The organism is Thermomonas haemolytica, assembly GCF_004346265.1.
Taxonomy (GTDB): Bacteria; Pseudomonadota; Gammaproteobacteria; order Xanthomonadales; family Xanthomonadaceae; genus Thermomonas; species Thermomonas haemolytica.
On the sequence record NZ_SMAP01000001.1, the window covers coordinates 201,566 to 222,309 of the forward strand.

The 20,744-nt window shown below is 69.9% G+C and carries 18 protein-coding genes; 9 read left to right on the top strand and 9 right to left on the bottom strand.

Annotation, left to right across the window (positions count from 1 at the left end; genetic code table 11):
- Nucleotides 1-125: 125 nt before the first annotated feature.
- The 3 genes from EDC34_RS00940 to EDC34_RS00950 all read left to right on the top strand — a co-directional run bounded on the left by EDC34_RS00940 (nt 126) and on the right by EDC34_RS00950 (nt 2,219).
- Nucleotides 126-1,301: a thiolase family protein gene (locus tag EDC34_RS00940; protein WP_114958974.1), complete on the top strand. Its 1,176-nt coding sequence runs from the start codon at nt 126-128 to the stop codon at nt 1,299-1,301.
- 128 nt (nt 1,302-1,429) lie between these two features.
- Nucleotides 1,430-1,729: a hypothetical protein gene (locus EDC34_RS00945; RefSeq protein ID WP_114958975.1), complete on the top strand. Its 300-nt coding sequence runs from the start codon at nt 1,430-1,432 to the stop codon at nt 1,727-1,729.
- Nucleotides 1,730-1,937: 208 nt separating this feature from the next.
- Nucleotides 1,938-2,219, top strand: a complete 282-nt coding sequence (locus EDC34_RS00950; protein ID WP_114958976.1) for a hypothetical protein — start codon at nt 1,938-1,940, stop codon at nt 2,217-2,219.
- A gap of 147 nt (nt 2,220-2,366) precedes the next feature.
- Here the strand turns inward: EDC34_RS00950 and EDC34_RS00955 are convergent, their stop codons facing one another.
- From EDC34_RS00955 to rlmD, 6 genes are all read right to left on the bottom strand, one after another.
- Complete coding sequence (locus EDC34_RS00955) at nt 2,367-2,570, bottom strand: cold-shock protein (RefSeq protein ID WP_114958977.1); 204 nt, start codon at nt 2,568-2,570, stop codon at nt 2,367-2,369.
- Between the two features lie 133 nt (nt 2,571-2,703).
- Nucleotides 2,704-3,453: an S-methyl-5'-thioinosine phosphorylase gene (locus tag EDC34_RS00960; protein ID WP_114958978.1), complete on the bottom strand. Its 750-nt coding sequence runs from the start codon at nt 3,451-3,453 to the stop codon at nt 2,704-2,706.
- A gap of 151 nt (nt 3,454-3,604) precedes the next feature.
- Nucleotides 3,605-4,165 (bottom strand): hypoxanthine-guanine phosphoribosyltransferase, encoded by a 561-nt coding sequence (locus EDC34_RS00965; RefSeq protein WP_114958979.1) that lies wholly within the window; start codon nt 4,163-4,165, stop codon nt 3,605-3,607.
- On the bottom strand, nt 4,162-5,229 hold the full coding sequence (gene nagZ, locus EDC34_RS00970; protein WP_114958980.1) for a beta-N-acetylhexosaminidase: 1,068 nt from the start codon (nt 5,227-5,229) through the stop codon (nt 4,162-4,164). The genes EDC34_RS00965 and nagZ overlap by 4 nt, the downstream gene beginning before the upstream one ends.
- Nucleotides 5,220-5,756: a CYTH domain-containing protein gene (locus EDC34_RS00975; RefSeq protein WP_114958981.1), complete on the bottom strand. Its 537-nt coding sequence runs from the start codon at nt 5,754-5,756 to the stop codon at nt 5,220-5,222. The genes nagZ and EDC34_RS00975 overlap by 10 nt, the downstream gene beginning before the upstream one ends.
- Nucleotides 5,757-5,825: 69 nt before the next feature.
- On the bottom strand, nt 5,826-7,169 hold the full coding sequence (rlmD, locus tag EDC34_RS00980; RefSeq protein WP_114958982.1) for a 23S rRNA (uracil(1939)-C(5))-methyltransferase RlmD: 1,344 nt from the start codon (nt 7,167-7,169) through the stop codon (nt 5,826-5,828).
- Nucleotides 7,170-7,283: 114 nt separating this feature from the next.
- On the opposite strand from rlmD, the gene EDC34_RS00985 reads away from it, so the two are divergent.
- From EDC34_RS00985 to EDC34_RS01000, 4 genes are all read left to right on the top strand, one after another.
- The gene (locus EDC34_RS00985; RefSeq protein WP_114958983.1) at nt 7,284-8,894 is read left to right on the top strand and encodes a carboxyl transferase domain-containing protein; all 1,611 of its coding nucleotides are present in this window, start codon (nt 7,284-7,286) and stop codon (nt 8,892-8,894) included.
- A gap of 106 nt (nt 8,895-9,000) precedes the next feature.
- Nucleotides 9,001-9,483, top strand: coding sequence for a bactofilin family protein (locus EDC34_RS00990; RefSeq protein WP_114958984.1), 483 nt, complete (start codon nt 9,001-9,003; stop codon nt 9,481-9,483).
- On the top strand, nt 9,480-9,833 hold the full coding sequence (locus EDC34_RS00995) for a hypothetical protein (protein WP_114958985.1): 354 nt from the start codon (nt 9,480-9,482) through the stop codon (nt 9,831-9,833). Before EDC34_RS00990 ends, EDC34_RS00995 begins: the two co-directional genes overlap by 4 nt.
- 138 nt (nt 9,834-9,971) lie before the next feature.
- Nucleotides 9,972-10,355, top strand: coding sequence for a hypothetical protein (locus tag EDC34_RS01000; RefSeq protein ID WP_114958986.1), 384 nt, complete (start codon nt 9,972-9,974; stop codon nt 10,353-10,355).
- A gap of 136 nt (nt 10,356-10,491) precedes the next feature.
- Here the strand turns inward: EDC34_RS01000 and EDC34_RS01005 are convergent, their stop codons facing one another.
- The 3 genes from EDC34_RS01005 to EDC34_RS01015 form a co-directional block, all read right to left on the bottom strand.
- Entirely contained in the window at nt 10,492-13,272 is a 2,781-nt protein-coding gene (locus EDC34_RS01005; RefSeq protein ID WP_114958987.1) for a TonB-dependent receptor, read from the bottom strand.
- 286 nt (nt 13,273-13,558) lie between these two features.
- Nucleotides 13,559-15,580 carry a glycoside hydrolase family 97 protein gene (locus EDC34_RS01010; protein WP_425477425.1) on the bottom strand — a complete coding sequence of 674 codons (2,022 nt, stop codon included), beginning with the start codon at nt 15,578-15,580 and terminating at the stop codon, nt 13,559-13,561.
- A gap of 98 nt (nt 15,581-15,678) precedes the next feature.
- Nucleotides 15,679-17,298 (bottom strand): alpha-glucosidase family protein, encoded by a 1,620-nt coding sequence (locus tag EDC34_RS01015; protein ID WP_114958989.1) that lies wholly within the window; start codon nt 17,296-17,298, stop codon nt 15,679-15,681.
- Between the two features lie 166 nt (nt 17,299-17,464).
- Here EDC34_RS01015 and EDC34_RS01020 point away from each other — a divergent pair, with 166 nt between their 5' ends.
- Complete coding sequence (locus tag EDC34_RS01020) at nt 17,465-18,955, top strand: MFS transporter (RefSeq protein ID WP_114958990.1); 1,491 nt, start codon at nt 17,465-17,467, stop codon at nt 18,953-18,955.
- An 8-nt stretch (nt 18,956-18,963) separates the two neighbouring features.
- Nucleotides 18,964-20,742 carry an alpha-amylase family glycosyl hydrolase gene (locus EDC34_RS01025; RefSeq protein WP_114958991.1) on the top strand — a complete coding sequence of 593 codons (1,779 nt, stop codon included), beginning with the start codon at nt 18,964-18,966 and terminating at the stop codon, nt 20,740-20,742.
- The last annotated feature ends 2 nt before the right edge of the window (nt 20,743-20,744 follow it).

Sequence of the window (20,744 nt, forward strand, 5' to 3'; positions counted from 1 at the left end):
GTTGTAAGCCGAGGGCCCCGGCGGGCGCAACGCCAGCACCATGCGGCAACGCAGCATGCGAACGCGATTCGCGCCATAATCGGGGTTTCCCGGCCCCCACGGCCACACGCATCCCGGAGCTTCCCATGCGCGACGTCGTCATCGTCGGTGCCAAGCGCACCGCCATCGGTTCCTTCCTCGGCCAGTTCACCGGCACCCCCACCCCGGCGCTGGGCAGCGCCGCCATCGCCGCCGCACTGGCGCAGTCCGGCCTGCCGGCGGACAAGGTGGATGAAGTGATCATGGGCTGCGTGCTGCCGGCCGGCCTCGGCCAGGCCCCGGCGCGCCAGGCCTCGCGCATGGCCGGCATCCCGGATGCCGCCGGCTGCACCACCGTCAACAAGGTCTGCGGCTCCGGCATGAAGGCGGTGATGCTGGCGCACGACATCATCCGGGCCGGCTCCGCGCAGGCGGTGGTGGCCGGCGGCATGGAGTCGATGACCAACGCCCCGCACCTGCTCAACGGCTCGCGCACCGGCATCCGCTACGGCAGCGCCGAGTTCCTCGACCACATGGCCTACGACGGCCTGACCAACCCCTACGACGGCAAGGCGATGGGCGTGTTCGGCGACATGGCCTGCGGCAAGTACGGTTACGACCGCGCGACCATCGACGCCTACTCCGCGGAAAGCGCGCGCCGCGCGCAGGCCGCGCAGGCCAGCGGCGCGTTCGACGCCGAGATCGCGCCGGTGACGGTCAAGACCCGCAAGGGCGAGGCCGTCATCAGCAAGGACGAAGAGCCGGGCAAGATCGATCCGGCCAAGATCCCCGACCTGCGCCCGGCGTTCGGCAAGGACGGCGTGCTGACCGCCGCCTCGTCCTCCAAGATCTCCGACGGCGCGGCCGCGCTGGTGGTGATGTCGGCCGAGGCCGCGGCCGCCGCGGGCGCCAAGCCGCTGGCCCGCATCGTCGCCCACGCCACCCACGCGCAGGCGCCGGAGTGGTTCACCACCGCCCCGGTGGCCGCGATCAAGAACGTGCTGGACAAGGCCGGCTGGAGCGTGGGCGACGTGGACCTGTTCGAGGTCAACGAAGCCTTCGCCTGCGTGGCGATGGCGCCGATGACCGACCTCGGCATCCCGCACGACAAGCTGAACGTCAACGGCGGCGCGCTGGCGCTGGGCCATCCGATCGGCGCCTCCGGCGCGCGCCTGCTGGTGACCCTGGTGCACGCCCTGCAGGCGCGCGGGGGCAAGCGCGGTGTCGCCTCGCTGTGCATCGGCGGCGGCGAAGCCACCGCGGTGGCGATCGAACTGGCGTGACCAGCGCCGCGCGGAGAACGGCTGAACGGGAAATTTTCGGTCAACCGCTTGACACGCGACACCAGCACGTCATCATGGTAGGGCACGCGATTCTTGCGTTGCCCAATTTCAGACGAGGAAACCGCATCATGTCGATCAACAAGATCCTGCTGGCGATGGCGCTGGGCCTGGCCCTGACTGCCTGCAGCAAGTCCGAGCCCGCCGCCGATGCCGCTGCCGCCGGCAACGAAGCACCGGCCGCCGAGCAGGCTGCTGCCGACAACGCCGCCGCCCAGGCGGCCGACGCCACTGCCGAAGCCCCGGCTGCCGACGCGGCTGCCCCGGCGACGGAAGCGGCCCCGGCCGACGCTGCCGCTACCCCGGCGGACGCCCAGAAAGCGGCCGACGAGGCGGAGAAGGCTGCGACCTCGGCGGAAGCCAAGAAGTAATCCGACGGCGGAGCGATCTACCGGCGTATTGCTGCTAGAATTCGGAAAGGCCGTCGGTGTCCCGACGGCTTTTTCGTGCCCCGGGCGACCGGGAAAGACGTAAGTCAGTGAACGACCCACCGGTGCAAGCCGGTACGCTAAGCGCACTGGCGTTGCCTGAAGTTCCACCCTTAAAGCTGTTCCATCAGTCAACCCTCTGGAGATTTCCATGAACAACAAGCTTTTCGTGCTCCTCGCCGCTGGCGTCCTGGCCCTGTCGGCCTGCAAGAAGGAAGAGGCTGCTCCGGCCGCCGACGCCGCTGCCCCGGCCGCCGAGGCCCCGGCTGCTCCGGCCGCCGACGCCGCCGCTGCCCCGGCCGCTGAGGCCCCGGCTGCCGACGCCGCTGCCGCTCCGGCCGCCGACGCCGCCGCTGCTCCGGCTGCCGACGCCGCTGCCGCTCCGGCCGCCGACGCCGCTGCCGCTCCGGCCGCCGAGGGCGAGAAGAAGTAATCTTCTTCTCCCAGCGTTCGATGCGAACAGGGCCCGCTTCGGCGGGCCCTGTTTTTTGCGCATGCAGGACAACAACACGAAGCGACGGCACGCGCGCGAAAAAAACCCCGCGCGAGGCGGGGTTCGGAATGCGGCGAGGGGCTTGGATCAGGCCGGCTTGACGCCTGCCGCCTGCGCGCCCTTCGGGCCCTGCTGGACTTCGTAGCTGACGCGCTGGCCTTCCTGCAGGCTGCGGAAGCCCTTGGCGTCGATCGCGGAGAAATGCACGAACACGTCGGCGCTGCCGTCCTCGGGGGCGATGAAGCCGAAGCCCTTGGCGTCGTTGAACCACTTCACGGTGCCGTACTGCATGATGCGAAGACCTCTTGCGGATGCGGGTGGTGATGGAACCGGATGGTGGGGGCGTACCGCCTTGCGGCGGCACCGCGCGAGTATGCCCGAACCGACTGCCCGCGCAAGCCGCGCGCGCACCTCGAGATTGCCCTCACTCCACCAGCAGCGAACGCAGCAGCGGCGGCACCCCGGCCATCGCCGCCGCCACGTTGTCCAGCACGTCCTGCAGGGTGATCACCTCGTCCACGTCCGGCCCAGCCCCGGCGGCCCAGTTGGCGACGATCGCCAGGCAGGCGTAGTCCAGCCCCAACTCGCGCGCCAGCCCGGCCTCCGGCATCCCGGTCATGCCCACCAGGTCGCAGCCGTCACGGCGCATCCGCGCGATCTCGGCGCGGGTTTCCAAGCGCGGGCCCTGGGTCGCGCCGTAGCAGCCGCCATCCACCACCGCCACCCCGGCGCGCGCCGCCGCGGCCAGCACCTGCTGCCGCAGCGCAGGAGTGTAGGGATCGCCGAAATCCACGTGCAGCACCTCGCTGCCCGGCTCCTCGCAGAACGTGGAGATGCGGCCCCAGGTGTAGTCGATGAGCTGGTCCGGGCACGCCAGCACGCGCGGGCCGTAGGCTTCGGTGATGCCGCCGACGGTATTCAGGGCCAGCACCCGCTGCGCGCCCAGCGCCTTCAGCGCGGCGAGGTTGGCGCGGTAGTTGATGCGGTGCGGCGGCAGCGAGTGGCCTTCGCCGTGGCGGGCCAGGAAGGCCACCCGCCGGCCCGCATACAGCCCCACCCGCACCGGGCCCGAAGGCGCGCCGTAGGGCGTCACCGGCTGGTGGGTTTCGACGCCGGCCAGTTCGCCCAGTGCGTACACGCCGGTACCGCCGATCACCGCGAGTTCGATGGTCATCGTTTACTCCGTATTCGTCGCAGGCAGACGCACGCACCGGCCGCGCTTCGCCGGACACGCCGTGAATACATCCATGTAGGCTTCTCGGCGGCATCCATGCCGCCGAGAGTCCGTCCAAGCGCAGCCGGCACGCACGTCTGCCATCGCAATTTCAATGATCCCCCAGCGCATAGATCGCCGGCAGGTTGCGCCCCTGCTCGTGGAAGTCCATGCCGTAGCCGAACACGTAGGCATCGGGCACCCGCACGCCCACGTGGTCGGCGGCGATGCCTTCCACGCAGCGGTCGTGCATCTTCTCGGCCAGGACCGCCACCCGCACCTCGACCGCGCCCTGGTCCTCGCACCACTGCTTGACCGCCAGCAGGGTGTGGCCCTCGTCGAGGATGTCGTCGGCCAGCAGCACCTTGCGCCCCTGCATCGGCGTCGCCGGCCGGTGCAGCCAGGCCAGGCCAGAGCCGCTGGTCTGGCCGCGGTAGCGGGTCGCGTGCAGGTAATCGAACTCGAGGTCGAGGCCGCGCTCGCCCAATGCGAACGCCAGCTGCGCCGCGAACGGCAGCCCGCCGTTCATCACCGTGAGGTACAGCGGCACCTCGCCGTCGGCGTAGGCGGCGCGGATCTCGCCGGCCATGCGCACGATGGCGGCTTCCAGCGCCGCGCGATCGAACAGCCGATGGGCGGAGGCCAGCGCCTCGGCCAGGGTTGGTACCGTCATGCCACGTCTCCCGAATGCACCGCGCCCGACAGGACGCCCGTCTCCAATGCCGGCGCCTGCAGCGCGTGCAGGCGCGCCTGCGCCTCGCCGCGACGCGCCTGCGCCAGCAAGCCATCCCAACCCAACGCGCCGCGCCCGATCAGCGCGGCCAACGCCAGCGTATTCCCGCGCCGCCCTTCCAGCGCCGCCAGCGCCACCTCGGCCTGCTGCGGCTGGCAGACCAGCGCCACGTCGCAGCCGGCGTCCAGGTGGGCGTGGATGCGCGCCGGCAGGTCGCCCGCGGCGTCGGCGGCGGCCATGCCGAGGTCGTCGGAGAACACCACCCCGCGGAAGCCCAGGCCGCCGGCGGACACCTCGCCGCGCAGCACGTCCCCGATCCAGCGCGGCGCGCATCCGGCCGGCTGCGGCGCCACCTGCGGATACACCACGTGCGCCATCATCACCGCATCGGCGCCGGCCGCGATACCGGCGGCGAACGGCACCAGGTCGTGCGCGCGCAGTTCCTCCAGCGAGCGCGGATCGACCGCCGCGTCGAAGTGGGTGTCCTCCTGCACCGAGCCGTGCCCGGGAAAATGCTTGAGGGTGGCGGCCATGCCGGCTTCGTGCATACCGGCGACATACTCGCGCGCGAAAGCGGCCACGACCTGTGGATCGGCAGCAAACGCGCGGTCACCGATCGCGCGGTTGCCGCGCGCCAGGTCCACGACCGGGGCGAAGCTGAGGTCGATCCCGCTGGCGCGCAGTTCGCTGGCCATCAGCCAGGCATGCTCGCGCGCCAACGCCAGCGCGGCCTCGGGATCGCGCCGGTACAGCGCCTCGAACCCGTGCAGGGCCGGCAGCGCGCTGTAGCCCTCGCGGAAACGCTGCACGCGTCCGCCTTCCTGGTCCACGCACACCAGCAGCGGTCGCGGCGCGGCCTCGCGGATCGCCTGCGCCAGCTCCGTCACCTGCGCGCGCGAGGCGAAATTGCGGGAAAACAGGGTCACCCCGGCGCAGGCCTCGTGCGCCAGCAGGTCGCGTTCGCGCGCGGTGAGCGTATGCCCGGCGATGCCGATCAGGAGCATGTCGCCACCTCCTGCAGATCCAATGCACGCCGCTCGTCCTCGCGCCACTGCGAGTACGGCCGCGCGGCCAGCGCCAGATTGTAGTAGCGCTGCGCATGGGTCGCCTCGGCGCCGGCCCAGTCCGGCTTGGCCAGCGGTGCATCCTCCGCCTCCAGCTCGACCTCGGCCACCACCAGCCCGGCGTTTTCGCCGAGGAATTCATCCACCTCCCACAGCCGCCCGGCGTACTCGACGTAGTGGCGGTTCTTCTCGACCAGGCCGCCGACGCACAGCGCCAGCAGCGCACGCGCATCCGCGACCGGGATCGGGTAGTCGAACTCCTGCCGGCGCGGGCCGGCCTCGCGCGACTTGATGTTGAGGAAGGCGGCGTCGCCCTCGATGCGCACCCGCACCGAGGCCTGCATCGCGCCCGACTCCACCTGCGCCAAGTCGTTGAGGTAGCCCTGCGCCATCGGCACCACCTTGTGCGCGGCGGCGCGCCAGGCGTCGCTGCAGACCAGAAACTTGCGTTCGATCTCGATGCCCATCAAAAAAAATCCTCGCATCCGTTTGCACGCAGCGCGTGGCGATGCGCTGCAGGGGTGTTACATCCACATTCAATCGCGGCGCGGCGGGTCGAACACCGCGATCGACTCGACATGCGCGGTGTGCGGGAACATATCCATCACCCCGGCCGCGCGCAGGCTCCAGCCGGCCTCGTTGACCAGGTAGCCGGCATCGCGCGCCAGCGAGCCCGGATGGCAGCTGACATACACGATGCGCTTGAGGCCCTTCAGCGGCAGCTGGCGCAGCACCTCGATCGCGCCGGCGCGCGCCGGGTCCAGCAGCAGCTTGTCGAAGCCGGCCTTCAGCCACGGCTGGCCGACGAGGTCCTGGGCCAGGTCGGCGACGAAGAATTGCAACGTGTGCAGGCCGTTGCGCGCGGCGTTGGCGCGCGCGCGCGCCACCAGCCCGGCATCGCCCTCGACCCCGACCACCGCGCCGTCGCCGGCCATCCGCGCCAGCGGCAGGGTGAAGTTGCCCAGCCCGCAGAACAGGTCCAGCACGCGCTCGCCGGGCTGCACCTCCAGCAGCTCCAGCGCACGCGCGATCATCGCCTCGTTCAGACGCGCATTGACCTGGATGAAGTCCAGCGGGCGGAACTGCAGGGTGACGTCCCACTGCGGCAGGCGGAACGCAAGGTCGGCATCCGCACCCAGCGGATGCACCGAATCCACCCCGCCCGGTTGCAGGTAGATCACGAACCCATGTTCCTGCCCGAACCCGGCCAGACGCTCGCGGTCGGCCGCGGACAGCGGCTGCAGGTGGCGGAACACCAGCGCGGTGGCGGCATCGCCGGCGATGAACTCGATCTGCGGGATGTCACGGCGCGCATCCAGCCCGTCCACCAGCGCGCCCAGCGCCTGCAGTTTGAAGCCCAGCTGCGGCACCACGACATGGCATTCGGACAGATCGGCCACGAAGCGCGGGTCCTGCTCGCGGAAGCCGACCAGGGTCTTGTCCTTCTTCTCCACCCGGCGCACCGAGAACCGCCCCTTGCGGCGATAGCCCCAGGCCCCGGCGCGCAACGGCGGCAGCACGGCGGCCGGCGCCACGTGGCCGATCCGCTGCAGGTTGTCCAGCAGCACCTGCTGCTTGTAGGCGATCTGGCGGTCCTCGGCCAGGTGCTGCAGCACGCAGCCGCCGCAGGTGCCGAAGTGCGGGCAGCGCGGCGGCACCCGGTCGGCGGAAGGCTGCAGCACCTCCAGCGTGCGCGCCTCGTCGAAATGGCGCGAGCGCGCGGTCTGCTGCACGCTCACCGTCTCGCCCGGCAGCGCACCGGACACGAACACGGTCTTGCCGGCCTGCGCATGGCCGTCCGGCCAGCGCGCCACGCCGCGGCCGTCGTGGCTGAGGTCGAGGATGGAGAGGGTCTTGGGGGATGGGTCGAGGCGGGCCAAGGCAAGCGCTGTCCTGCGGATGGCCTGCCATTGTCGCAGACCCGGCACGGGCCCGGCGCGGGCTGCCCCGACGCAGGCGGTATCCTTGTCGCTTTCCCGCCACCCGCACGCCCCATGCCCGCGCTGACCTCGCAAATCGACCCCCGCTCGCAGGACTTCCAGGACAACGCCGCCTTCCACCGCGCACTGGTGGCCGAACTCGAGCGCCGGCTGGCGCGCGCGGCCGACGGCGGCGGCGAGAAGGCGCGGGCCAAGCACACCGAGCGCGGCAAGCTGCTCCCGCGCGAGCGCATCGACGCCCTGCTCGACCCCGGCGCGCCGTTCCTGGAGATCGCGCCGCTGGCTGCCGAGGGCATGTACGAGGACGCCGCGCCGGCCGCCGGCATGGTCTGCGGCATCGGCCGGGTGATGGGCCAGGAAGTGGTGATCGTCGCCAACGACGCCACCGTGAAGGGCGGCACCTACTTCCCGATGACGGTCAAGAAGCACCTGCGCGCACAGGAGATCGCGCGCGAGAACCGCCTGCCCTGCATCTATCTGGTGGATTCCGGCGGCGCCTTCCTGCCGCTGCAGGACGAGGTGTTCCCGGACAAGGAACACTTCGGGCGGATCTTCTACAACCAGGCGCGGATGAGCGCGGAGAACATCCCGCAGATCGCGGTGGTGATGGGCAGCTGCACCGCCGGCGGCGCCTACGTGCCGGCGATGTGCGACGAATCGGTGATCGTCAAGGAACAGGGCACCATCTTCCTCGGCGGCCCGCCGCTGGTGAAGGCCGCCACCGGCGAGGTGGTGGACGCCGAGACCCTGGGCGGCGCCGAGGTGCACACCAGCATTTCAGGGGTCGCCGACCATTTCGCCGAGGACGACCGCCATGCGCTGCAGATCGCGCGCAGCATCGTCGGTGCGCTCAACCGCAAAAAGACCGTGCCGGTGGCGACCCAGCCGGCGCGCGAGCCGCTGTATCCGGCCGAGGAGCTGTACGGGATCGTGCCCAAGGACGCGCGCCGGCCGTTCGACATCCGCGAGGTGATCGCGCGCATCGTCGATGGCAGCGAGCTGCAAGAGTTCAAGGCGCGCTACGGCAAGACCCTGGTGACCGGCTTCGCCCACCTGCACGGCTATCCGGTCGGCATCGTCGCCAACAACGGCATCCTGTTCCCGGAAAGCGCGCTCAAGGGCGCGCATTTCATCGAGCTGTGCAACCAGCGCGGCATCCCGCTGGTGTTCCTGCAGAACATCACCGGCTTCATGGTCGGCAAGAAGTACGAGCAGGCCGGCATAGCGAAGGACGGCGCCAAGATGGTGACCGCAGTGGCCTGCAGCCACGTGCCCAAGTTCACCGTGGTGATCGGCGGCAGCTTCGGCGCCGGCAACTACGCGATGTGCGGCCGCGCCTACGGCGCCCGTTTCCTGTGGATGTGGCCGAACGCGCGCATCAGCGTGATGGGCGGCGAGCAGGCCGCCAGCGTGCTGGCCACCGTGAAACGCGACGGCATCGAAGCACGCGGCGGGGTGTGGACGCCCGAGGAGGAGGAGGCGTTCAAGGCACCGATCCGCCAGCAGTACGAGGACCAGGGCAACCCCTACTACGCCACCGCGCGGCTGTGGGACGACGGCATCATCGACCCGGCCGACACCCGCCGCGTGCTGGGACTGGGCCTGTCGGCGGCGCTCAATGCACCAATCGAGGACCGCACCCGGTTCGGCGTGTTCCGCATGTGATGCGCATCGCATTCACGCGCTGTGCTGACGCGCCGCGCCCATTCATGCCGCAAACCGTCGCCTCGGAGTGATAGCCTCGGCATTTCCTCCCGTGGAGAGCCTGCCCATGGCCATCTGGAAAGATCCCGCTCCGGCGTCCAAGCCCGAACCCGCCCGCTTCGATCCGCCGACCCACCTGCCCGATCTGGCCGCCGCGCAGGCCGCGCCGATGCGCGCGGTGGAAACGCCCGCGCGCGAATCGGTGATCGCCGCCGATTTGTCGATCGAAGGCAAGATCGAAGGCGCCGGCCACGTCCGCATCGCCGGCAAGTTCAAGGGCGACGTCAAGGTGCAAGGCAACCTGGCGATCGACCAGGGCGCCAAGGTGTCCGGTAGCGTCACCGCCGGCAAGGTGACCCTGGCGGGCGAGCTGGACGGCAACATCACCTCGGCCCAACACGTGGAGCTGCTGGCCAGCGGCGCACTCAACGGCGACCTCAAGGCCGGCTCGCTCACCGTCGCCGCCGGCAGCCGCATCCGCGGCCACGTCGAATGCGGCTGGGAGAAGGACGCCAAGGCCGCGAAACCGGAGCCCGGCGCCGCCGCATGAGCGCCGTCCGCCCGGGCGAGGCAGGCGCCACCCGCGCCTGCCCGCACTGCAAGGCCACCATCCTGGAAAGCTCGGCGGTCTGCCCGGCCTGCCGCGGCCACCTGCGGTTCGATGCCGCCGCCACCGATGCGGCGCAGCGCTTCGTGCCGCTGCACGTGGAAGGCACCTTGCGCGGCGACGACCACGGCAGTTTCGAATACACGATGGTGGTGGTGATCCGCAACGAACGCGGCGAGGAAGTCGGCCGCCACGTGGCCGGCGTGGGCGCGGTCTTCCCCGGCGAGGCGCGCAGTTTCAGCGTATCGGTGGAAGCGGTTCCGGTGCCGGCGGGCAAGCGTCGGCGGCACTGAGCCGCTCCATTTCCCGCAACCTTTTTTTCACATCGCGCCGCGTACATTCAAGCTGCCGCTTTCGCGGCCACCGGCTCGCGGCTGCTGCCTGCAGCCAGCCCGCCGCAGTGCAACTTCACACACTCAGGAGTCCATGAGATGACCACGAAGCTGTATGTCGCCCTGGTGGCTGCCACGCTGGCACTGACCGCCTGCAAGAACGACACCCCGGCTGCGCAGGATGCAGCCGCCGATGCCAACGCGGCGATGCACGATGCGGCCGACGCCACCAAGGCCGCCGCCGATGCCACTGCGAAAGCTGCCGACAAGGCGATGGATGCCACCGCCGCGGCCACTGGCGAGGCTGCCGGCGAGGCCAGCAATGCCATGCACGATGCAGCCGACTCCACCAAGGCCGCCGCCGACGAGGCTGCCGCCAAGGCCGCCGACGCCACCGCGGATGCCGCGCAGGCCACTGCGGACGCCGCCCAGAAGATGGCGGACAAGGCCAAGGCCGCGGCCGACCAGGCCAAGAAGAACTGACCAGGCCGGTTGTCGCTGCATGACCCCACGAGGCCCGCTTTGCGGGCCTCGTGCTTTTTGGCGATCACCGGATAAAAACAACCCCCGCCGGTGTTGACCGACGGGGGTGGCGTGCCCCAGGGACGCCAGAGTGCGATCAGAACTTGTAGCTGGCCCCCAGCAGCAGGGTGCGGCCCCACTTGATGTATTCCAGCGGACGGTCCTTGCTGCCGGCGTAGGTGCGGTAGGCCGCATCGCCCAGGTTGTTGGCCTGCAGCAGCAGGCTCAGCCCGTTGAAGCGGCTGCCCTCGCCGAAGGTGTAGCTGACCTGCGCATCGGTGATGTTCTCGCCGACCACGTAGCGCAGCGTGCGGTTGCCGTCGAAGTTGCCGATCTCGCCGATGAAGTCCGAACGGCGGCGGTTGTTGATGCGGAACTCGAAGCCGTTGCGCTCGTAGTAGGCGGTCAGGTTGTAGACCTGCTTGGACAGGCCCGGCAGGCTGATCGGGCCGCTGCCGACGCTGCTGCTGCTCTCCGGATCGAGGATCTTGATGCTGCTGTCGGTGAAGCTGGCGCTGGCGATCACGCCGAACCCGCGCAGGCTGTCGCCGAACACCATGTCGAGCGGCATCGACGCCGTCAGCTCGATGCCCTGCAGCTTGCCACCCTTGCCGTTGAACGGCGCCGACATGGTGCCGGTGGTCTGCACCGGCACGGTCATCCCCGGCGGCGGCACCCAGCCCTGCAGCAGGGAGGTGAAGTCATAGCCATCGCGGGTCTGGGTATAGATGTAGCTGGTCAGCTGCTTGTAGAAGTAGGCGGCGGCGATGTAGGCCTTGTTGCCGAAGTACTTCTCCCACGAGATGTCGAACGCGTTGGCGCGCCACGGATCCAGCAGCGGGTTGCCACCGCCGGCGCCGGGCTTGCCGGTGGCGGTATCCACGCCGAACTCCACCGAGGCGCGCAGCTGGTCCACACGCGCACGCGCCACCTGGCGGGCCAGGGCCACGCGCAGGGTCTGGTCGTCCGCCAGCGAGAACGCCAGATTCAGGCTGGGCAGCACGTCGGTGTAGGTCTTGCCGTTCTGATAGGGACGGATTTCCTGGCCCGCGGGCTGCGAGCTGTCCCACACGCGCGAACGCGAGGACTGGTCGGTGTGCTGGATCTGCACGCCGACGTTGCCGCGTACCGGCACCGAGCCCCACATGGTGTCGATGTTGCCCTGCACGAAGGCCGTGCTGATCTTCTCCAGCACGGTCCAGGCCTTCGGGATCAGGTACGGCGCCGAGGAATCGCTGGGATTGAAGGTCATGTAGCGGGCCACGGCGCCCGGCACGTTCCACGACGGGATCAAGCCGACCCCGGCGAAGCCCAGGTCCACCAGCCCGTACTGCAGGTCGGAGGCAATCGGGGTGACGCCCTGGGCCCCGAGCAGAATGCTGCCCTCGGGCTGGGTCTTGTCCTTGCTGCGGTCGGCGTAGTTCACGCCCACGTCGATCCCGGAGAACACGGTCTCCATCGCGCGCGGGGCCGGCAGCGAGGCCACCAGGCGGCCGCTCTTGAGCTCGTCCAGCACCTTCGGCACCTTGCCGTAGCCGGAGCCGTAGATGGTGTTGGCCAGGTAGAGATTGGCCGGGTTGGAGTAATCACGCCCCGGATGCAGCTGCGAGAAGCCGTCCGAGGTGAAGGCCAGCTGCACCGAATCCAGCTGCGGCGCCGGCAGCAGCTGGGTGTTGTTCTCCAGGTTCAGCTCGTCGCGCTTGGCGCGCGACCAGCTGGCATCGGCGGTCAGCTTGATGCCGTTGCCGAAGAAGAACTCGTTGCGCCAACCGGCCGCATCGATCTTGTCCTTGCGGTCGTTGTACATGCCACGCACCAGCGGATAGACGTTCTGCGCGGTGCCGCCGGTGAAGGTGCCGTTGCTGTTGATCTGCGCGTTGACCACGTTCAGGCGGCCATAGCCGCCGTTGTAGTCACCGATGTGCACCTCGAACTGGTTGGCGGTGTTCTCCTGGTGCGACTGCGAGTGGAACACGTCGAGGGTGCTGGTCCAGGCGTCGGACGGACGGAACTCCAGGGTCGCCATCACGCCATCGCGCTTGGTGTAGCCGGTGCGGCGCAGCGCCTTGATGCCATCGGAGTAGTAGGTGCCGGCGGGCACGCCCGGGCGCCAGTTGTCGCCGATCGCCTGCCACGGCTCGTAAAGGCCGACCTGGTTCTCCTGGATCGGCGTGTCGGAATGCGAATAGCCGATCACGAAGCCGAAGGTGCGGTCGGCGGACTGGCCGATGTAACTGGCGTTGAAGCGGTTGCCGGTGGCGCCCTGGTTGGCGGCCGAGCCGAGCGAATTGCGCTGCCAGCGGCCGCTGATGGCGGCCACCGGCTTGTCATAGTCCAGCGGGCGCACGGTGCGCATGTCGATGGTGCCCGACAGGCCCTGCCCCACCAGCGAGGCATCCGGGGTCTTGTACACGGTGACGCCGGCCATCAGCTCGGACGGGTACTGGTCGAACTCGACGCTGCGGTTGTCGCCGGTGCTGACCATCTCGCGGCCGTTCAGCAGCGTGGTGGCGAAGTCGGGCGACAGGCCGCGCACGCTGATCACCTGCGCGCGGCCGGCCACGCGCTGCGCGGCCAGGCCCGGCAGGCGGGCGATGGATTCGGCGATGCTGACGTCGGGCAGCTTGCCGATGTCCTCCGCCGACACCGCCTCGACGATCGAGGTGGCGTCCTTCTTGATGTCGATGGCGCGCTCGATGCCGCCGCGGATGCCGGTCACCACCACCGCATCCAGGTTCTTGGCGTCGTCCTTTTCCTTCTTCGCCTTGGCCGGCGCGTCCTGCTTGGTCGCCGCCTCCTGCGCCTGTGCCTGCACCGCCAACATCAGCGCGGCCGAAGCCAGCGCCACGCTCAACAGATTCCGCTTCAACTGCACCATGGTCCCCTCCAGGAATGGTTTTGTGAGGTCCGGGCGATCTGCGCCGCCCGCGGTTTCATGCCTGTATCACGCGTGAATGCATGAACGCTGCGATGGTGTGGCAGCGCCCGCGCAAACGAAAGCGCCTGCATACGTATTCATGGCCGGCTGCAACGCAAATCACGCAACCCCTTGCTCACGCGGGATTTCTCCCGGCACGGCGGGAGCCATGAATGCGAACCGGGCGCATTTCCGGGGCGCCGCGACAGGGGCCGGCCCGATGCCGGCGCAGGCGGCGCGCGACGGGTCAGCCGTCCAGCGGCACCAGCCGGATCGCCGCGCCACCGCCAGCGGCCAGCCACAGCGAGAGCACGTCGCCGCGGGCGACCGTCTTTTCCTCGCGCACGAAGCGGAAGCGCGCCGGTCCCCGCCAGTCCGCGCCCTCGCCGTCGCGGTAGATCTCCGCGCGGTAGCGCTTGCCGGGATCGAGGAACTCCAACGCCAGCGCCAGCGTGCGCGGGTGGCGGTCGTTCATCGCGCCCACGAACCACAGCGGCGCGCCGCGCTGCTTGCGCGCGATGGCGACGTACTCGCCCACCTCGCCGGCCAGCACCCGGCTCTCGTCCCAGTCCACCGCCACGTCCTTGATGAACTGGAACGCCTGCGGGTGCTCGGCGTAGTGCTCGGGCAGGTCGGCCACCATCTGGATCGGGCTGTAGATGCCGACGTACAGCGCCAGCTGGCGCGCCAGCGTGCTCTGGATCTCCTGGCCGTCGCGGCCGGTCAGACTGACGATGCCGGGGGTGTAGTCCATCGGCCCGGCCAGCAGGCGGGTGAACACCAGGGTCACCTCGTGCTCGGGCGGGTTCGGCGGGTGGCCCCAGGCGTTGTATTCCATGCCGCGCGCGCCCTCGCGCGCGACCCAGTTCGGATAGGTGCGGCGCAGGCCGGTGTCCTTGATCGGCTCGTGCGCGTCGATGGCCACGTGGTGGCGGGCGGCATCACGCACCACCCGCAGGTGGTGGTTGCTCATCCACTGCCCTTCGTGCCATTCGCGCAGGATGGGGCCGCCTGGCGTGTCCTGGCGCTCGATCTGGCCGGCATCGCAGACATAGCCGGTCTTCACCACCTCGACCCCCAACTGCCGGAACAGGGTGAACGCGCTGTCCATCTGGCGCTCGTAGTGGCTCACCGCGCAGGCGGTCTCGTGGTGCCCGATCAGGTGCACGCCGCGCGCTGCGGCATACGCGGCCAGGCCCGTGAGGTCGTAATCGGGCGTGGGCTTGCGGAAGTCGAAGTTCCAGCCGTTGGCGAACCAGTCGCCATCCCAGCCCAGGTTCCAGCCTTCTACCAGCACGCCGCGAAAGCCGTTGGCGGCGGCGAAGTCGATCATGCGGCGGGTGTTTTCGGTGGTCGCGCCGTGCTCCTGGCCGGTCGCCCAGCTCTGCTGGTTCAGGTGCAGCGACCACCACACGCCGACATATTTCGAGGGCTTGAACCAGCTGACCTCCCCGAGCTTGTTCGGCTCGTTGAGGTTGAGGGTCAGGTTGGATTCCACCAGCCCGCCGGCGCGCTCGCTGATAGTGATGGTGCGCCAGGGCGTGGCGAATGGCGTTGCGCGCACCACCGGCGCCGGGCTGCCTGGAGTCAGCATCACGCGCAGCTGACCATCGCCGCCGCGGGCCAGGTTCATGCCGGCATAGTCCACCAGCGCGGCCTCGTGGATGCTCAGGTGCAGGCCGTCATCGGTGCGCAGGGTCAGCGGGGTCTGCGCCAGGCCCACCTCGGCCAGCGAGGTCCTGCGGTAGAGATACTCGGCGCGGTTCCATTCCAGCGCCGGAATCCACCACGCCGTGGCCGGGCGCGCGATCGCGAACTCGGTCAGCTCCTGCACGATCTGCGCCTGCTCCAGCGCGGGCTGGCGCGGCACCTCATAGCGGAAGCCGACGCCATCGTCGAACACCCGGAACACCACGTCGAAGCGGCGGTGGTCGCCGTCCTTCTCGACGAAATGCGCGCGCAGCTCGTTGTGGTGGTCGCGCACGTAGCGGCGCTCGCCCCAGGGCTGCTCCCAGGTGGTGTCCGCGCGGGTGTTGGCCTGTCCGTCCAGGCGCAGGTTGCGCAGCAGCTGGCGGCCATTGCGGAAGATGAAGCCCAGCCGCGAATCGTTGATCACCGGCTTGCCGTCGCGCAGCACGCGGTAGGCCAGCCGGCCCTCGCCATTGAGGTCCAGCTGCACCTCGATGCGGCCGTCGGGCGAGGCCACGCGGGCCACGGTCTCGGCCTGCGCCAGCGGCGACAGCAGCAACGCCGCCAGCAGCCAGCCCACGCAAGCCTTGGACGCACCGCGCCGCTGCAGGCATCCACGCAGGGAGGGTCGCGGATTTCCATCGCCACGGCGATGGCAGGGATGGGCGGCCATCGGCATCACTCCAACATGGCGAACGCAGCGCCGCGCGGCGGCAGGTGCAGGGTGCCGTCCTGCAAGTGGCCCGCCTCCGGGCCGGGAACCGCAAGCAGCGCGCCGGCGGCGAACGCCGGCCACGCCACCGGCGCGGGCGACAGGTTGAACACCGCCAGCAGGCGCTGGCCGGCGTGCTCGCGCACGAACGCCAGCAGCGGCGGCGGCGCATCGAGGAAGCGGATGCCGCCTTCCACCAGCGCCGGCTGCCCGCGGCGCCAGCGCAGGAAGGCGCGGGTGGCGTGCAGCACCGAGCGCGGGTCCTGCTCCTGCGCGGCCACGCTGCGCGCGCGGTGGGCCTCGGGGATCGGCAGCCACGGCGTGCCGCTGGTGAAGCCGGCCTCCGCGCTTGCGTCCCACGGCATCGGCGTGCGGCAGCCGTCGCGACCCTTGAAGTTCGGCCAGAACGTCTTGCCGTACGGGTCCTGCAGCGCCTCGAACGGCACCTCGGCCTCCGGCAGGCCCAGTTCCTCGCCCTGGTACAGGCAGACGCTGCCGCGCAGACAGCACACCAGCGCCACCAGCTGCCGCGCCAGCGCGTCGTCGCCGGCTTCCGGCGCGCCGCTGCCCCAGCGCGTCACCGCGCGCTGCACGTCGTGGTTGGAGATCGCCCAGCACGGCCAGTCAGCGCCCAGCTTCGCTTCCAGCGCCTCCACCGTGGACCGGATGTAGGCCGGGCTGGCGTCCTCGGTCAGCAACTCGAAGCTGTAGCCCATGTGCAGGCGGCCGGGCGCGCAGTACTCGGCCATGGTCGCCAGCGAATCCTCGGAGGAAATCTCGCCCAACGCACCCACGTCCGGGTAGCGGTCCATCAGCGCGCGTAGATCGTGCAGGAAGCCGAGGTTCTCCGGCTGGGTGTTGTTGTACCAGTGGTACTGGAAGGCGTACGGGTTGTCGGGGCTGAAGCCGCGCCCGGTGCGCAGTTCCACCGGCTTGGGCGGGTTGTCGCGCAGCTGGGCGTCGTGGAAGCAGAAATTGATCGCGTCCAGGCGCAGGCCGTCCACCCCACGGTCGAGCCAGAACTTCACGTTGTCCAGCTGCGCCGCGCGCACCTGCGGGTTGTGGAAGTTGAGGTCCGGCTGCGAAGGCAGGAAGTTGTGCAGGTAGTACTGGCCGCGTCGCGGTTCCCACTGCCAGGCCACGCCGCCGAAGATCGACAGCCAATTGTTCGGCGGGCTGCCATCCGGTCTGGCATCGGCCCATACGAACCAGTCGGCCTTCGGGTTGTCGCGGCTCTGGCGGCTTTCCTGGAACCAGGCGTGGCGGTCGGAGCAGTGGCTCAGGACCTGGTCGATCATCACCTTCAGGCCCAGCGCGTGGGCCTTGGCGAGCACGCGGTCGAAATCGGCCAGGGTGCCGAACAGCGGATCGACGTCGCGGTAATCGGCGATGTCGTAGCCGAAGTCGGCCATCGGCGAGGTGAAGAACGGCGAGATCCAGATCGCATCCACGCCGAGGCTGGCGATGTAGTCCAGGCGCGCCAACAGCCCGGGCAGATCGCCCACGCCGTCGCCATCGCTATCGAGGTAGCTGCGCGGATACACCTGGTAGATCACCGCGCCGCGCCACCAATTGCCTGCTGCCATCCCTGCGTCCCCGCTGTCGTCGTCCCGGACTATGCCGCCTCGGCCGCGCGCTTGCGGCCCCCGGCCGGCGTGAATACGTTTACAGGCCTGCCACCCCGGCGCCTGCGCTATATGTACGCGGCTGCCGCGCACGGGTGGCAACGACGCTACCGCCACCGGGGACGCCATGCACGCAGCGATCGCAAAGGACAAACCGCAGCTCTCGTTCTGGCAGATCTGGAACATGTGCTTCGGCTTCCTCGGCATCCAGTTCGGGTTCGCGCTGCAGAACGCCAACGTCAGCCGTATCTTCCAGACCCTGGGCGCGGACATGGATGCGCTGCCGGGGTTGTGGATCGCCGCGCCGCTGACGGGGCTGCTGGTGCAGCCGGTGATCGGCTACCTCTCCGACCGCACCTGGACCGGCCTCGGCCGCCGCCGCCCCTATTTCCTCGCCGGCGCCCTGCTCGCCTCGCTGGCGCTGGTGTTCATGCCGGCGTCGCCGACCCTGTGGGTGGCCGCCGGCCTGCTGTGGGTGCTGGATGCCTCGATCAACGTGTCGATGGAACCCTTCCGCGCCTTCGTCGGCGATCAGTTGCCGATGTCGCAGCGCGCCCAGGGCTATGCGATGCAGAGCTTCTTCATCGGCATCGGCTCGGTGGTCGCCAGCCTGCTGCCGTGGCTGCTGGAAAAAGCCGGGGTGGCGAACACCGCCGGCCCCGGCCAGGTGCCGGACACCGTGCGCTACGCCTTCTATGCCGGCGCGGTGGTACTGGTCGGGGCGATCCTGTGGACGGTGTTGCGCACCCGCGAATACCCACCCGAGCAGCTGCACGCGTTCGACCAGGCGCCGCCGCTGGACCGCGCGCCGCTGGATCGCGCGCGCGCCACCCGCTTCGGCCTGCTGTGGCTGGCGATCGGCGCGCTGGGCCTGGCCGGCGTGGCCTGGCAGGGGCTGCCGCGCGAGCTGTACCTGCTGGGCGCGCTGCTGGCCGCCTACGGCGTGGCGCTGCTGGCGCTCACCGTGGTGGGCCGCGACAACGGCTTCGCCCAGGTGATGGGCGACATCTACGCGATGCCGCTGGCGATGCGGCGGCTGGCGGTGGTGCAGTTCTTCTCGTGGTTCGCGCTGTTCGCGATGTGGATCTACACCACCGCGGCGGTGACCCGGGTGTACTACGGCACCGCCGACACCGCCTCCGCCGCCTACAACAGCGGCGCCAACTGGGTGGGCGTGCTGTTCGCCGCGTACAACGGCTTCGCCGCGCTGGCGGCGATCGCGATCCCGTGGATGGCACGCCGCTTCGGCCTGCGCGGCAGCCACCTGGTGAACGTGGTGCTGGGCGGGATCGGACTGGCCTCGATCCCGTTCCTGCCCAACGAGAACTGGCTGGCGCTGTCGATGGTCGGGGTGGGCATCGCCTGGGCCTCGATCCTGTCGCTGCCCTACGCGCTTCTGTCCGACAGCGTGCCCGCCGCCAAGATGGGCGTGTACATGGGCATCTTCAATTTCTTCATCGTGATTCCCCAACTGGTGGCGGTGGCCACGCTGGGCTACCTGCTCAAGCACCTGTTCGCGGACGACCCCGCGAAGATGCTGGTGCTGGGCGGCGCCAGCCTGGTCGTGGCCGGGCTGTGCGTGCTGCGCGTGCCCGAGCCGTCCGCCCACCGCGCCTGAGGCCGCCCATGCACCCGACCCGCACCCTGCTCGCCGCCGCCCTGCTGGCTGCCACCACCGCCTGCGCCGGCACCCCGGCCCGCCCCGCGCCGCCGGCGCAGCCGAACGTGCAGGTGGAAGAACAGGCGAAAGGACAGGCGACGCCGGCGGCGGATTACTACGGCACGCTGGAGCCGTTCGCGCGCGAGGCGGTGTACTTCGTGATGACCGACCGCTTCGTCAATGGCGATCCCGGCAACGACCACCGCGACCAGGGCGGCAAGTACCGCACCTTCGACATCCCGCTGCCGCCGTGCAACGGGGTGTCCGGCAACATCGGCTACCTCGGCGGCGACTTCAAGGGCCTGGCCGAGCACCTGGACTACATCCGCGGCATGGGCTTCACCGCGGTCTGGATCACCCCGATCGTGGACAACCCCGACCAGCACTTCACCGGCGGGCAGGCCCCGACCTGCGGCGGCATCCTCGCCGACCACGGCAAGGCCGGCTACCACGGCTACTGGGGCGTGGACTTCTACAAGGTGGACGAACACCTGCCCAGCCCCGGCATGGACTTCAAGGACCTGGCCGCGGCGATGCATGCCAAGGACCTGAAGCTGGTGCTGGACATCGTGGCCAACCACGGCTCGCCGGCCTGGGGCATGGCCTTCGACCAGCCCAAGTTCGGCAAGGTGTACGACCGCAATGGACGCCTCATCGCCGACCACCAGAACCTGCCGCCGCAGAAGCTCGATCCGGCGCACAACCCGCTGCACCGCTTCTACAACACGCGCGGCCCGGTGGACGGCGCGCAGGGGTCGATCTTCGACGGCAATCTCGCCCAGCTTTCGGACTTCAACGAGAACAACCCTGAGGTGCTCGACTACCTGGCCGGCGCCTACGCGCAGTGGATCGAACAGGGCGCGGACGCCTTCCGCATCGACACCATCGCGTGGATGCCCGACAGCTTCTGGCAGAAGTTCACCCGCCGCATCCGCGCCAGGCACCCGGGTTTCTTCATGTTCGGCGAGGACTTCAACTACGACGCCAACGCCATCGCCCACCACACCCTGCCCGGCCACGGCCAGACCAGCGTGCTGGACTTCCCGATGAAGCAGGCGATGGAGGAGGTCTTCGGCCGCCAGCAGGCCGGGTTCGAACGGCTTATCCCGGCGCTGCACCTGACCGGCGGGCCGTACGCCAATCCCTACGAGCTGGCCATCTTCTACGACAACCACGACATGCCGCGGCTGGACGCCAGCGACGCCGGCTTCATCGACGCCCACAACTGGCTGTTCACCGCGCGCGGCATCCCGGTGGTCTATTACGGCTCGGAGATGGGCTTCATGCGCGGGCGCCCGGAGCACGGCGGCAACCGCAACTACTTCGGGGTGGAAGGCATCCGCGCCGCGCAGGCCAGCCCGATCTTTGCTGCGCTTACCCGCATCGCCCACGTGCGCAAGGCCTCGCCGGCCCTGCAGCGCGGGCTGCAGCTGGACCTCGAACTGGCCGGCACCCGCGCCGCGTTCTACCGCGTGTACCAGCACGCCGGCCAGCACCAGATCGCGCTGGTGCTGCTGAACAAGGGCGAGGCGCCGGAGCGCTTCCGCATCGACCGCCTGCTGCAGCCCGGCCACTGGGTCTCCGCGCTGGACGGCAGCACGCGCGATGTCGCCGCCGGCGAGGCGCTGGAGGCCGAGGTCCCGGCGCACGGCGTGCAGGTGTTCCTGCTGGATGCGCCGGCCACGCAACCGGACCTGGTGGCCGCGCTGCAAACCGCGATGGCCGGCGCGCGCAGGGCGCGCTGAGG

What these genes read in the sequence shown, in the direction of transcription:
- EDC34_RS00940 (WP_114958974.1), top strand. Translation starts at nt 126, where the DNA reads ATGCGCGACGTCGTCATCGTCGGTGCCAAGCGCACCGCCATCGGTTCC.
- EDC34_RS00945 (WP_114958975.1), top strand. Translation starts at nt 1,430, where the DNA reads ATGTCGATCAACAAGATCCTGCTGGCGATGGCGCTGGGCCTGGCCCTG.
- EDC34_RS00950 (WP_114958976.1), top strand. Translation starts at nt 1,938, where the DNA reads ATGAACAACAAGCTTTTCGTGCTCCTCGCCGCTGGCGTCCTGGCCCTG.
- EDC34_RS00955 (WP_114958977.1), bottom strand. Translation starts at nt 2,570, where the DNA reads ATGCAGTACGGCACCGTGAAGTGGTTCAACGACGCCAAGGGCTTCGGC.
- EDC34_RS00960 (WP_114958978.1), bottom strand. Translation starts at nt 3,453, where the DNA reads ATGACCATCGAACTCGCGGTGATCGGCGGTACCGGCGTGTACGCACTG.
- EDC34_RS00965 (WP_114958979.1), bottom strand. Translation starts at nt 4,165, where the DNA reads ATGACGGTACCAACCCTGGCCGAGGCGCTGGCCTCCGCCCATCGGCTG.
- nagZ (WP_114958980.1), bottom strand. Translation starts at nt 5,229, where the DNA reads ATGCTCCTGATCGGCATCGCCGGGCATACGCTCACCGCGCGCGAACGC.
- EDC34_RS00975 (WP_114958981.1), bottom strand. Translation starts at nt 5,756, where the DNA reads ATGGGCATCGAGATCGAACGCAAGTTTCTGGTCTGCAGCGACGCCTGG.
- EDC34_RS00985 (WP_114958983.1), top strand. Translation starts at nt 7,284, where the DNA reads ATGCCCGCGCTGACCTCGCAAATCGACCCCCGCTCGCAGGACTTCCAG.
- EDC34_RS00990 (WP_114958984.1), top strand. Translation starts at nt 9,001, where the DNA reads ATGGCCATCTGGAAAGATCCCGCTCCGGCGTCCAAGCCCGAACCCGCC.
- EDC34_RS00995 (WP_114958985.1), top strand. Translation starts at nt 9,480, where the DNA reads ATGAGCGCCGTCCGCCCGGGCGAGGCAGGCGCCACCCGCGCCTGCCCG.
- EDC34_RS01000 (WP_114958986.1), top strand. Translation starts at nt 9,972, where the DNA reads ATGACCACGAAGCTGTATGTCGCCCTGGTGGCTGCCACGCTGGCACTG.
- EDC34_RS01005 (WP_114958987.1), bottom strand. Translation starts at nt 13,272, where the DNA reads ATGGTGCAGTTGAAGCGGAATCTGTTGAGCGTGGCGCTGGCTTCGGCC.
- EDC34_RS01015 (WP_114958989.1), bottom strand. Translation starts at nt 17,298, where the DNA reads ATGGCAGCAGGCAATTGGTGGCGCGGCGCGGTGATCTACCAGGTGTAT.
- EDC34_RS01020 (WP_114958990.1), top strand. Translation starts at nt 17,465, where the DNA reads ATGCACGCAGCGATCGCAAAGGACAAACCGCAGCTCTCGTTCTGGCAG.
- EDC34_RS01025 (WP_114958991.1), top strand. Translation starts at nt 18,964, where the DNA reads ATGCACCCGACCCGCACCCTGCTCGCCGCCGCCCTGCTGGCTGCCACC.